The following is an 11,919-nucleotide window of genomic DNA, read 5'->3' as shown; positions in this document are numbered from 1 at the left end:
TATATAAAGTACTCTAATGATATCTTACCGTTAGCTTGACCTGTTTTTTTATGTTTGGTGATTCAACATTAAGCAAACTATATCAGTTAAACCTTACAGCCATTACGGTTGTAAGGCTTTTTTTTGCAGAAAGGGGGCTGCAATTTTAATGAAACTAACGAGTATCAGCAGTAATAACCTAAAAAAATTCTGAGAAAATGGAGGGAAACTATCCATAAAGGAAGAAGTAGTAGAGGGCTATTATATTTTTTTAGAGGGGGATTATTTTGCAATTATTGTTTAAATATAATTGGATGGTAAGAGAAGATTGGTTTCGTTGGTGTGAAGAGTTGAGTGAAGAAGAACTTTTAGAAAATCGAACAGGTGGTATGGGAAATATACTACATACACTCTTCCATATAGCGGATGTAGAGTGGAGTTGGATACGCGTTTTACAAGGTAAAGAGGATTTTCAGGAGAATTTTGATGACTATAAAAGCCTTGAGAAAGTTCGAAAATTAACAGCTGAATTTCATTTAGAAGTAGAAAGTTTTGTAAACAAATGGGATGCTAGTATGGAAGAGCGTTTACTTCATCTTCCATTAGAGGATGGAACAATTGAAACGCATACATGGGGTGAAATCATTCGTCATACCATTGCACATGAAATTCACCATATAGGACAATTATCAATTTGGTCTAGGGAAATTGGGAGAAAGCCAGTTTCTGCAAACCTAATTAGACGAGGTCTTTCTTCAGCATTTGTGGATTCAGTAGATGCACTCCAAGCAGACTCAAAATAAAAAGTCACTCAGTTGAGTGACAATTTCAAGATAATCTTTGAATGGATGAATTTCTAACAAAGAAAAGCAGACGAACCTCGCTCATTTGGGTGAGGTTTTTATAGAGTTTCGAACTTTTTTACAGAATGGCTTAGGCCAAAATCATCCATCAAATGTCTATCTTTTCATCTTACGAATATATGCTAATTGTCCAATATGGTAGGCATTATGTGTTGTGGCATTGGAAATGATAGCCCACCATTCCGCCTTCACTGGGTAACCATTTACAACAGATAGAAGTTGCTCCTCCTCAAGAAGCTCCTGCCACTGAAGTAGCGTTTTTAATAATTTATCCTTTAGCTCCAAAAAAGTCACCTTATCTCTCAATAGAAAAGTATCATGATTGCTTTGGACTTGTGGACTAGCTTGAACATGATTTTCAATGTATCTGATTTGCCAAGTTTCATTCCAATAAATGAGATGTTGGACAATTTCAGCAATACTATGACTGGTATTATCGGGTTTCCAAAATGCTTCTTCCTCAGATAGTCCTTCAACTGCCTCATGAAATGAAATATACCAGCTACGATCATTTGCATTTGCTAGAAGTTGGTCCAATAAAATGGTCTTAGCATCCATCATTCACATTCCATCTCCTTCCTATCATGCTTCTTACTAGTTTATCATTTTAATGAATGGCAAGGAAATTGTGCCAGATGAAATATGTAAATACGAGCTAAATTTGTACAAAACATTCTTTATTATCGTGAGTGCATTGATATAATAAAAAATGCACCTGTCGCACAGCTTGAAATGGGATTGGAGGAATCAGATGAAGAAAGAGCAAATTATAGCAAAAGCTATTTGTATATTTAGGAAAGAAGATGCAATACTTGTCTCTGAAGGCTTTGATGAAGTAAAGCAGACATTTTATTATCGACCAATTGGTGGGAAAATTGAATATGGTGAGACGAGTTCAAAGGCAATAAGGCGAGAAATATTGGAGGAAATCGAGGCGAGTATTACTAACCTAAAGCATGTAGTTACAATTGAAAATATATTTACATATAATGGTGATAATGGACATGAAGTAGTGTTTGTTTATGAAGCGGATTTTATTGAAATGTCCTTTTATGAAAATGCTTCTTTTTTTGGGGAAGAAGATAATGGCACACGCTTCAAATTGCTTTGGAAGCCCATTAGTGACTTCTCAAATAATAAATTAGTATTAGTTCCAAATGGATTATTTGAATTGCTCTAGCTTTACATAATGACTTGTAAAATCTAATGTAATGATCTTATGATGGCTAAGTTTAGTGAGGTGAGGATATGAGTAAAACAAGACTTTTTGTGATGTTCGTCTTATTTGCTTTTGTAGCCTTATTTGTAGCAGGTGTTTATTCTCTTAATAATGTACAAGTTGAAAGCACCTATCTTCTTGACGAACAAAACATTATGGAAAAAAATGGTCAATACTATTTGTTAATTGATGACCGAGAGTTGACTTTATCAAAGAAGTTTTACGAAAAAATACAATTAGAAAAGTACAATGAATATAAAATTAATTATGTATATAATCGTTTGGTCAATAATGATGGTGAAATCGTGAAGCTTAAAAGATATGGTGAACAGCCATGGGGGAAATAACGAAACACTTTGAATGTTCAACATTAATTTTACAGGGTAAGGAATTCACGGATATTCAAATACATCTGCAATTAATCTACCTATACCTCTAAGCAACCAAAATACTAATCTGAATGGGACTAGAAAGAGCTCTGGTAACCAAAAAAGCACATCAAGTAATAATTCAAATAGGGAGTAATTATTATTTACTTTCCTTTTTGTTGTTTTTCTTTTCTTACTTTGCCACCATTCCTTCATCAAACAACCTCGTTTTCTAAAAATAGTCGAATTTAAATAAATTTACGTGCTAGCTTTGATTTAGTTTCATTTTTGGAACGTTTGCCTTTGTATTCACAAGTGTCATAGCCAGTTACTCACTATTCGAGTAACTGGCTATATGAATAAGCTATAAAAGGAAGTTGAGTTAAAACTTGTTCTCGTTTAGAGTGGCCTATGTAGAAAATCCTATTAAATTCATCTTAAAAAGAGTCGGGCATCCTGATTATCTACATACTAAAACATTCCATAGACAATTAATCTAGCGCTTTCCTTTTTGTCATAATGAGTATAATCCCCCATGTTAAATATAGAATACAAGCCCATATAGTGCTATACAATAATACCGATATAGAGGTCGGTGCCCACACCTTAATAAATGCCCAATTTAAACCGCCAAGTAAAACTTCTGGTGCCAGAAAAATTGCGATTAACATGCTGGCAACAAGCATTGAATGGAGAGTTAATAATAGTATTCTCTTGGAAGCAAGCTTTGTCAATTGGCGTTGTTTTTTATAAATGCTTGAGGTCATTTTGATTACAAAATAGCAAAAGATTAGACTGATTCCTATAATAATGATACTTATAATCGTGGCGATTTTATCCAACTTTTGATAGCTGTTAGTATGTAGAGGAGTTGTTGTTTTACCTTTCCACAAATCCATAATCCCTTGTCCAATAGCAGTTGTCGAGCTTGTATTCATATTGGCTAAGATGGCTACCCCTATTTGCTCATCGGGCTGCATGATGAAATACGATGTAAAGGTTGGATTTTCTCCAGCATGGTAAATGTATGGCTTGTTTTCTTTTTCAACCACTGCCCAACCGGTAGCATAATAAGTATTTGTATCAAAAGGTTCTACCGTTTGGTCAGGGTTATGTGATTCTTTAATGGTTGTAGCATCAATTGAATAAATTTCACTATTGCCTAACTGTAATTTCAACCATTTTGCGATATCATTTGCGTTACTGATAATATAGCCAGCAGGGATATTTCCACGGTAAATAGGTGGTGTAAAAGGTAACTCTCTCATAAGTCCTATTTTATAACCAGAAGCCATATGAGGGAATGCTACTTGATGAATTCCTACAAACGATTGATACATACCAATAGGTTGTAAAATCTTCTGTTTGACATATTGATCATAGGGCAGCTTAGTTACTTGCTCTATGATTAGTCCTAACACATCATAATTAATAGTTGCATACTCAAAAGAACTTCCTGGTTTTCTATTTAATGTTTGATCTAGTAATGTTTTGACCGTTAATTCAAGGGCGTTTTTGGCTGTGCTTTCTGGAATTTGAACAATTGAATTAGAAGGAATTCCACTTGTATGCGACAGTAACTGCTGAATTGTTATGATTTCCTTTTTTCCATTATAGGTCAATGTTAACCATGGGATATACGTTTGAATATCATCCGAACGCTTTAGTAACCCTTGTTTTTCCAATTGAAGAATGGCAAGGCCTGTAAAGGCTTTAGATGTGGAGCCTAGCTCAAAAAGAGTATCTGAAGTGACGGGTGTTTTTGTTTTTATATTTGCATACCCAAATCCCTTTTGATATACGGTTACCCCCTTATCGACAATAGTGACAGAAAGGCCGGGGATTTTACTAATGGCTTGTTGCTCCTCAATAAAGAGTTCAATGTTACGAATTTTGTCATCAGATGCTGCATGCGCAAATTCTGGTAGCATTGTACAACATACTAGCATTACAGTCATCATCACAGTTTTTTTAATAAATTGTGTCATGCTCATTTCTCCTTAACTTATAAATTACTTGTTTCAACAACGATTACTATAACAAGCAAATTATGGTCAAACCATCGATTCACATGACTATTCAATGGAGTACATGACAATTTTGTCATGTACTAGAAAAGGGCTACTCCTTATAGTGAATAGGAGAGCCCCAAAAACATTATTTTGTTTGTTCTGGAAGTAAATCGTTACCGTGAATGATTAACTTCGATGCTGAGATTAGAATGTCTCTATTTGCCGAATAATAGGGATCTAAAATTTGATAGAAGGCTTCCCATTGGGCAGCAGCCTTTTCATCTTCACCTTTTTGATCTAAGGCATTTGCTTCCTCATAGAGCTGTTTTAATTTTGTGTAATCCGATTCGCTAATGTCAAATTCGATATCTGACATATATTCTTCAAAGGAAACAGGTTTGTAATATGAATTAATTATTTCATAGAATTGATCCCATAACTTGATTGAGAGCTCTTCGTTTTTATCTTTATCTGCTTTTTGAGCTTCCTCATAGAACGCCTTAAGCTTTACGAGATCCTCTTTTGTTATGTCTAAGTCCATATCAGCCATATATTGTTCAAAAGTTAGTGGAGGATATAGCTCTTGGAAGTATGGCTCTAAAATAGTAAAGATTTTATCTATTTTTTCTCCTGCCTCATCTGTTTTATCTTCTTTAGTGAATTTTACCCAGTCATTATAAAGTGCTTTAAGCTGTTCTTTATCTTGTTTTTTGATGACTATGTTTTGCTCAGAAAATGCAGTTTCGTTAATAAAATCTTCAAAAGGCTCAGGCTGCCAATTTGCTAATTCATAAGGTCTTGTAATGTTATTCATGGCCTGATAAACTCGATCCATTTCTTCATAATTCTCTTCTTTTTCTGCTTTTTTCATGTCAGTAAAGAGTTTTTCTAATTGAACTAACTCTTCTTTTGTGACTTCTTTAGGTAAGCTTTTTTTATACACATCAAAAGTATAGAAATCTGAATAATCTTCTACAATGCTTCCTTCAACAGCGATTTCCTGTCCTTCCACTAGCTTCAATTTTTCGATTTGCTTGTCAGAGAATTTGTGTAAGCCAATAAAATAATTTTTGCCGTCAGACCCTTTAATTGAGATGCCATCGCCATCAAAGTACTTAATAGTACCTTTTATTTTTTGTTCTACTTGTATAGTGACTTGTTTAGTTGTATCTACTGAAGTTGCACCAGCTTGAAGCGGGGTCATTACGGCCATTCCTAGTGTTAATGCGGAAGCTAAAATCCATGTTTTCTTAAACGGTTTTTTCATCTTTATTCATTCTCCTTTAGGTTAACTTCTGTTACCAATTATTAGACGTTTTACCAAACAAAAAAGTTTTATCTTTTTAAGAAAAATTTGAAAAGAAATAGTGTTTTTTTTAAGACAAAAGAGCAACTCCTAAAATGGGAATGTCTCTTTTACAAAAAAATAAAAGCGTTGATTTTCACTACAGCGGTCGAGCTGTAGCACTCTAAAAAGATAAAAACCATCGAGCGTGAACTTTTCGATGGTTTTGGTCAATAATTTGAGGCATTTTTAAGTGAGCCTCCTTTATATTTCATCCTGGAAATAAATCTTATAAAATTTTCGATTTGTTGCCTCATCATAGCCAACTTCAATCAGTTCGTCTATTTGATCGATATGCTGAATATTGACTTGAATTTCAATATTGGAATCAAGCTTTATTTTACGTTTGTATTTTTTTTCAGCTTTTTCTAGTGCACTATCAGAAATAACTGTTTCATAAGGTTTGACTGCATTGACGAGGATATCTTTTTGGGTAGCATCCGCTTGATCAAATACGGTTTCGATGTAATGGTCCACTTGAAACTCATCTTCGTTTCTAAAGTAGTCCAATGTTTTATTTAAAAAGCCTAGCTTCTCTGTGTTCGAATAATTCTCTTCTTTTAAAATATACTTTTTGCATTCATTTAGCGCTAAATCTGTATTGTGATAATGTTCATCGGCTGCTTTAATGTTTAAAAATCGTTCCTGCCAGTATACGATATCCTCTTTTCGCTTCGTTTTTATAAAAACAACAGGGGGTTTCTCTTCCCCCATATCTACAATGATGGCCATATTATTAATTTTTTTCACGTTTATGCCATCAACACCATGAATGATCATCTTATTATTGTCATTTTTGACATCTAAAAACATCTCTTTTTCATCAATTTTGACAATGGCAAGGACCTTTTTAACTTCATTTAATAGAAAGCAATTTTCAAACAAGCCAATAAATAGCTCTCCGCTTTTAATATTTGGGTGCTGGGATACACTGTGTAAGTGCTTCGCCATATTTTGAGATTGTTCAAGAAAGCTACTGTCCTGTTCGAATATTTTTTTTGAATAGGTAAAAACTTCATTAAGCGCAGTATCTGTTTCATGGAAAAATTCATATTGCTGCTCAAGCTCTACTTTACTAAATGCAAGCTGTGTAAAGGCTGCTTCTAGCATGAGCTCTGGCTGTATATAATCCTCTTCTCCTAAAATTAGTGTCGTCTCGCTCAAAAAATGGATACTATAGTGAGCTAATTTACTTTCATTAACTTCTAACATTTATTTCACCTTCTAATTTTTCATAGTAGCTAGTATACCATATCTTATTTTCTAAATTTCAATGATTAGAAATAATAAAACGGGATGTAAGGACTTGGAAATTCATGGATTAGAAAACAAAAAATATACCCCAATGTCAGCACTCAGGCATATTGAGGATGATTTTTTGTCATGGGAGGATGTTGATGTTTAGAAGTTTAAAATAGGACTGCTTAGATAAAAATATGTAGTAATTAATTCCTTGTGGATTGGTAAAGAGGGTGATCATCATGTGGGAAAGGGTAATATCCTATATACCACAATGGCAAGTTTTTATGCAGGGTTTTTTAGCATTCGTTATTCCATTTTTGATTTTCAAATTATTTAATGGTTTAATACTTGAAAAAAAGAATAATGGCAAGATCGACATGAAAGAATACACGAATCAAAAGGAAGTAGATCAGCCATCTAGCCAAGAAACAGTTGCCTCACTAACGGGTGATTTTATCAAAGATTTTGAACGAATAAAACAAGAACTTGGGCATAATTGGGATGCCCACTTTAGAGAATTTCACATAGGAAATACTCATATTCGTGCGGCTATTGTTTATCTTGAAGGTCTAGCAGATAAAGGGCAAATCGAAGAGCATATTTTGACTTCGATGATGGAGCGTTTTTCGGACACATCCGCCACTGCTTTAACAGAAAACGGCAACATGCAGAACCTCATGAAAAATAATATACCTATCGGGGATGTACTAGAAGAATCAACGATGCAAGGAATAGTAAGTAAGGTATTAATAGGTTATACAGCTTTATTTGTAGATGGTATGCCTAATGCTTTATTACTTTGTACGATAAATGGCAAGACGCGTAATATAGAGGAGCCTATTTCAGAAGCGGTTGTTAGAGGGCCAAGGGTAGGCTTTACAGAAAGATTAAGTGACAATACAGCTCTTCTAAGACAGCAAGGTGAAAATCAGCAATTATCTATCATTCAGATGAAAGTGGGGAAGAGGGTAAAAAAAGAGTTAGTCATTGCCTATATGGATGAGATAGTGGATCCGGAGTTGGTGGATGAAGTAAAAAATCGGATACAAACAATCGACCTTGATAACCTATTAGAATCGGGCTATATAGAGCAGTTAATTGAAGATAATTTTCTGAGCCCTTTTACACAAGTGCAGAACACGGAGCGTCCTGATCGAGTATATGGGGCATTAATGGAGGGGCGGGTTGCCATTATATTAGATGGCACACCATTTGCTTTAATTGTACCAGTTACAATTAATATGCTACTACAATCTCCGGAAGATTATTATGAACGCTGGTTTGCAAGTTCGCTCATTCGGCTTCTACGATACTTGGCTGCTGCGATAACACTTTTTGGTCCATCCATGTATATTGCTTTTGTGTCGTTCCATCAGGGATTAATCCCAACTAAGCTAGCACTGTCCATGATGTCCACAAGGGAAGGAGTTCCATTTCCAGCGTTAATCGAGGCGCTTATTATGGAGGTAGCCATCGAAATTTTACGAGAAGCTGGACTTCGTTTGCCAAAGCCGATCGGTCCCACAATGGGTATCGTCGGGGGTCTTGTTATTGGAGAAGCAGCTGTACAGGCTGGAATTGTAAGTCCGATTATGGTTATCGTCGTTGCTTTAACCGCTATTTCGTCCTTTGCTATCCCTCAATATAACGCAGGGATTACATTACGAATGCTACGATTTGTTGCTATGTTTTTTGCTGCCATATTTGGTCTTTACGGGGTCATTCTATTTTTCCTTTTCCTGGGCAGTCATTTAGTAAAGCTGAAGAGTTTTGGTGTTCCTTATGTTAGTCCGACTGTCCCATATAGAGCAGGGGATTGGAAAGATTTTATGGTACGTATGCCATTAATGATGATGAAACGCCGACCAAAATTATTACAGCCAAAAGATTCTGTTCGTAAAGGGGAAATACGAGGAAAGGAAAACAGTAGCCATGATTACCAGTCCAAAAGATAACATTACGACGTCCCAAACAATGGTCATTATTATTAATTATATTCTTGCAACTGGCATCCTCACCTTGCCTCGTGCCTCGGTAGAGAAGGTAAAAACGCCAGATGTTTGGATTAGTGTTTTTTTAGGTGGTCTTATCGCCATGATTGCTGGAGTGATTATCGTCAAGCTAAGTCAACAATATCCAGACAAGACATTTTATCAATACAATCAAGATATTGTTGGAAAATGGCTAGGATGGTTGATTAGTGCACTTGTCATTACTTATTTCTTTACGATTTCTGCTTTTGAGGTTCGAATAATGGCTGAAGTAACCTCCCTCTTTTTATTGGAGGGAACACCCACATGGGCTATTATTCTACCTTTCTTATGGGTGGGGCTCTATTTGGTGAGTGGTGGAATTAATTCGATCGGTCGTTTATTCGAAATTATATTTCCCATTACCTTTGTGATTTTCTTACTTGTCGCTTTTTTAAGCTTAGGAATCTTTGAAATCGATAATCTTCGACCAGTTTTAGGGCTGGGAGTCGTTCCGATGCTGAAAGGAATAAAAACGGCGACATTAGCATTTCTAGGTCCTGAGATTATGTTGCTCTTAGTGGCATTTATGTACCCATCTGATAAAAAGAAAGCAGTCAAAGTCGTCTTAGTGGGCATAGCGATTCCATTACTTTTTTATGTTATTACTGTCGTAATGGTGATTGGCGCTCTTTCCATCGAAGGGGTCATGACAAGAACATGGCCAACAATCGAACTCATGCGGAGTTTTGAAATTCCAGGATTAATTTTCGAGCGCTTTGAATCATTTTTACTTGTTATATGGATTATGCAAATTTTCGCCACCTTTACCATTACCTATTATGCTGCCGCTCTAGGGTTAGCTCAGCTTTTTAAAAAAAGTATGCACCCTTTTCTATATGGATTATTACCGATTATTTATATTATCGCGATGACACCCAAAAATATAAATGACCTTTTTAAATTTGGCGATAAGATCGGTCATGCTGCTTTATTTTTATTTGGTGCACTACCCATAACCTTACTCCTTATATCAAAATTGAAGGGCGATAAAACATGAAGAAACTCTATCCATTTTTACGTATTTCTCTAGTAATGATTGTATCTCTCCTACTTACTGGTTGCTGGAGTAGTAAAGAGATTGAGGATTTAGGATTGATTGTTGGTACCTCATTAGATTTAGCAACAGAAGAGGCTACCACTGAGGAACAAAAAGAGGCTAAATATGCTAATAGAACGTTACTCACCGTTACGAATCAAATGGTCACTTCTGAGACAACTGTTACAGGAATGAAAGATGGAACATTACGAGAAAAGGCATATAAAAATGTTTCTGAAACAGGGGATGTTGTTTTGCCTACATTACGAAATATGCTATTAAAGTCTGACAAACATTCATTCGCGGAGCATTCCAAGGTTACCATTATTGGCGAAGAACTTGCCAGCACCATTAACCTGCAACAGCTGTTGGACTTTTTTCTAAGAGAGCTGGAGATACGGCCAAGCGGATTGCTTCTTATTGCTCAGGGGCGGGCAAGTGAGACACTTGAAACAAATGAACCAACGAAAATTCCTGCCTTTCAATTGGTAGAGATGATGGAGGGGAATGAAAGAACAACCAAAATTTTGCCACCTATGACCATTGCAAAATTAGAGGGGAAATTATATTCTGATTCAAGCTTTTTATTACAAAACGTCGTTTCAGAAGATGGAGAAGTAAAATTTGTAGGTGCTGCTGTCATTGATGGGAAAACTAAAAAACTTCGAGGCTTTCTGGATGAAAACGACTTAGGGGGCATTGCATGGATCACGGGGAAAGGGGAAGGGGGGTTAGTAAAGGGGTTTGATAAAGAATCGGATTCACCTATCGTTTATGAAATAATGTCTATGAAAAGTAAAATCATACCAAAAATAGATGGTGATCGTATTTCATTTACAGTGAACATTCAATCGGAAGGAAGAATTGCTGAACATTGGGTACTGTCAGACAAAGCATTTAATAATAAATTTTTAAAAAAAGCAGAGAAAACAATTGAGGAAGAAATTCAACGATTAGTGATGAAAACGTCGGAAAAGCTGCAACAGGAATATCAAACAGATGTTGCAGGATTCGGCAATAAATTAAGAATAAAGTATCCAAAAGAGTGGGAAAAGATAAAAAAGGATTGGGATAAAATATTTAGTGAAGCAGCTATAAAATGTGAAGTTTCCATAACCATCAAGGATTATGGAACGTCAGGTGATTAACGTATTAATCACCTTTTTATTTATTTCTATATATTGGAATTATAGGGAGGATTATAATATTCAATAATGTCTTTGAAAGACTGGTGCCAACTGCCGCAAAGCTGTTACAGAATATGTAGAAGCCGCTAAATATGTTTTAAATTGAACAATCTGAGTTCCTTTAAATAGTTTGTAATTCCTCTTTTTAGGATAGACTTTTATCAAGTGAAAGGAGGAGGTTTCAACATGCTACAGTTTGATTCAAAAATAGTTGGAAAAGAGATAGGCTATGGTTATTTGCGAGATCATATTATTCATCGCGGTTTTACAATTGGTGGGAATTGGGAGTATCATAAAGGGAGCTTCGACGCGGTACTATGGAGAGGCGGCGGCGAAACAATATATTTACGCGTGCCCTTTATCGTAACAGCAGGGGAATTAGACAATGAAGATGCCCAAATTCGATTTCAAAAGCCGTTTGTCATTAAACATGTTGCTAACGTTGGTTTAGATTATGATGAAGGTTCTCTACTGGATGCTACAGGAGCTAGCCAGTTCCAGACACCGCTTGATAAGGATGGGCATATTCATGATAAAAGTAGATGGATTCAGGCGGGTGAACAAGTTGTAGAAGAAAAAGTACTGCCTTTTTTTATCAACTAATTAGATAAATATGTATATTCTTTCGAGCGTTC

The 11,919-nt window shown here is 35.6% G+C and carries 12 protein-coding genes; 7 read left to right on the top strand and 5 right to left on the bottom strand.

The window, feature by feature from the left end; genetic code table 11:
- Nucleotides 1-266: 266 nt before the first annotated feature.
- Nucleotides 267-782, top strand: coding sequence for a DinB family protein (locus AC3CH7_RS12460; RefSeq protein ID WP_289449646.1), 516 nt, complete (start codon nt 267-269; stop codon nt 780-782).
- Nucleotides 783-938: 156 nt separating this feature from the next.
- Here the strand turns inward: AC3CH7_RS12460 and AC3CH7_RS12455 are convergent, their stop codons facing one another.
- Nucleotides 939-1,403 (bottom strand): DinB family protein, encoded by a 465-nt coding sequence (locus AC3CH7_RS12455; RefSeq protein WP_012295513.1) that lies wholly within the window; start codon nt 1,401-1,403, stop codon nt 939-941.
- 190 nt (nt 1,404-1,593) lie between these two features.
- Here AC3CH7_RS12455 and AC3CH7_RS12450 point away from each other — a divergent pair, with 190 nt between their 5' ends.
- Nucleotides 1,594-2,022 (top strand): NUDIX hydrolase, encoded by a 429-nt coding sequence (locus tag AC3CH7_RS12450; RefSeq protein ID WP_036164375.1) that lies wholly within the window; start codon nt 1,594-1,596, stop codon nt 2,020-2,022.
- A gap of 68 nt (nt 2,023-2,090) precedes the next feature.
- Complete coding sequence (locus tag AC3CH7_RS12445; protein WP_012295511.1) at nt 2,091-2,408, top strand: hypothetical protein; 318 nt, start codon at nt 2,091-2,093, stop codon at nt 2,406-2,408.
- A gap of 45 nt (nt 2,409-2,453) precedes the next feature.
- Here AC3CH7_RS12445 and AC3CH7_RS12440 read toward each other — a convergent pair whose 3' ends face one another.
- From AC3CH7_RS12440 to AC3CH7_RS12425, 4 genes are all read right to left on the bottom strand, one after another.
- Nucleotides 2,454-2,645 (bottom strand): hypothetical protein, encoded by a 192-nt coding sequence (locus AC3CH7_RS12440; protein WP_031419331.1) that lies wholly within the window; start codon nt 2,643-2,645, stop codon nt 2,454-2,456.
- 275 nt (nt 2,646-2,920) lie between these two features.
- Complete coding sequence (locus AC3CH7_RS12435) at nt 2,921-4,417, bottom strand: serine hydrolase domain-containing protein (RefSeq protein ID WP_325881748.1); 1,497 nt, start codon at nt 4,415-4,417, stop codon at nt 2,921-2,923.
- A gap of 169 nt (nt 4,418-4,586) precedes the next feature.
- On the bottom strand, nt 4,587-5,708 hold the full coding sequence (locus tag AC3CH7_RS12430; protein ID WP_488381757.1) for a hypothetical protein: 1,122 nt from the start codon (nt 5,706-5,708) through the stop codon (nt 4,587-4,589).
- A gap of 282 nt (nt 5,709-5,990) precedes the next feature.
- Nucleotides 5,991-6,998, bottom strand: a complete 1,008-nt coding sequence (locus AC3CH7_RS12425) for a nucleoid-associated protein (RefSeq protein WP_099805928.1) — start codon at nt 6,996-6,998, stop codon at nt 5,991-5,993.
- A gap of 314 nt (nt 6,999-7,312) precedes the next feature.
- On the opposite strand from AC3CH7_RS12425, the gene AC3CH7_RS12420 reads away from it, so the two are divergent.
- The 4 genes from AC3CH7_RS12420 (at nt 7,313) to AC3CH7_RS12405 (ending at nt 11,887) form a co-directional block, all read left to right on the top strand.
- Entirely contained in the window at nt 7,313-8,983 is a 1,671-nt protein-coding gene (locus AC3CH7_RS12420) for a spore germination protein (RefSeq protein WP_012295507.1), read from the top strand.
- Nucleotides 8,961-10,058 (top strand): spore germination protein, encoded by a 1,098-nt coding sequence (locus AC3CH7_RS12415; protein ID WP_031419326.1) that lies wholly within the window; start codon nt 8,961-8,963, stop codon nt 10,056-10,058. The genes AC3CH7_RS12420 and AC3CH7_RS12415 overlap by 23 nt, the downstream gene beginning before the upstream one ends.
- Nucleotides 10,055-11,245 (top strand): Ger(x)C family spore germination protein, encoded by a 1,191-nt coding sequence (locus tag AC3CH7_RS12410; RefSeq protein WP_012295505.1) that lies wholly within the window; start codon nt 10,055-10,057, stop codon nt 11,243-11,245. The genes AC3CH7_RS12415 and AC3CH7_RS12410 overlap by 4 nt, the downstream gene beginning before the upstream one ends.
- Nucleotides 11,246-11,470: 225 nt before the next feature.
- Complete coding sequence (locus AC3CH7_RS12405; protein ID WP_031419325.1) at nt 11,471-11,887, top strand: YugN family protein; 417 nt, start codon at nt 11,471-11,473, stop codon at nt 11,885-11,887.
- Nucleotides 11,888-11,919 lie beyond the last annotated feature (32 nt).

The organism is Lysinibacillus sp. F12, from assembly GCF_057773605.1.
Note: the sequence above shows the minus strand (reverse complement) of the source record. Positions and strands in the feature narration are given on the sequence as shown.

Coding starts and splice junctions, on each gene's coding strand:
- AC3CH7_RS12405 (WP_031419325.1), top strand. CDS start 11,471: ATGCTACAGTTTGATTCAAAAATAGTTGGAAAAGAGATAGGCTATGGT.
- AC3CH7_RS12450 (WP_036164375.1), top strand. CDS start 1,594: ATGAAGAAAGAGCAAATTATAGCAAAAGCTATTTGTATATTTAGGAAA.
- AC3CH7_RS12455 (WP_012295513.1), bottom strand. CDS start 1,403: ATGATGGATGCTAAGACCATTTTATTGGACCAACTTCTAGCAAATGCA.
- AC3CH7_RS12445 (WP_012295511.1), top strand. CDS start 2,091: ATGAGTAAAACAAGACTTTTTGTGATGTTCGTCTTATTTGCTTTTGTA.
- AC3CH7_RS12415 (WP_031419326.1), top strand. CDS start 8,961: ATGATTACCAGTCCAAAAGATAACATTACGACGTCCCAAACAATGGTC.
- AC3CH7_RS12430 (WP_488381757.1), bottom strand. CDS start 5,708: ATGAAAAAACCGTTTAAGAAAACATGGATTTTAGCTTCCGCATTAACA.
- AC3CH7_RS12410 (WP_012295505.1), top strand. CDS start 10,055: ATGAAGAAACTCTATCCATTTTTACGTATTTCTCTAGTAATGATTGTA.
- AC3CH7_RS12440 (WP_031419331.1), bottom strand. CDS start 2,645: ATGAAGGAATGGTGGCAAAGTAAGAAAAGAAAAACAACAAAAAGGAAA.
- AC3CH7_RS12420 (WP_012295507.1), top strand. CDS start 7,313: ATGCAGGGTTTTTTAGCATTCGTTATTCCATTTTTGATTTTCAAATTA.
- AC3CH7_RS12435 (WP_325881748.1), bottom strand. CDS start 4,417: ATGACACAATTTATTAAAAAAACTGTGATGATGACTGTAATGCTAGTA.
- AC3CH7_RS12425 (WP_099805928.1), bottom strand. CDS start 6,998: ATGTTAGAAGTTAATGAAAGTAAATTAGCTCACTATAGTATCCATTTT.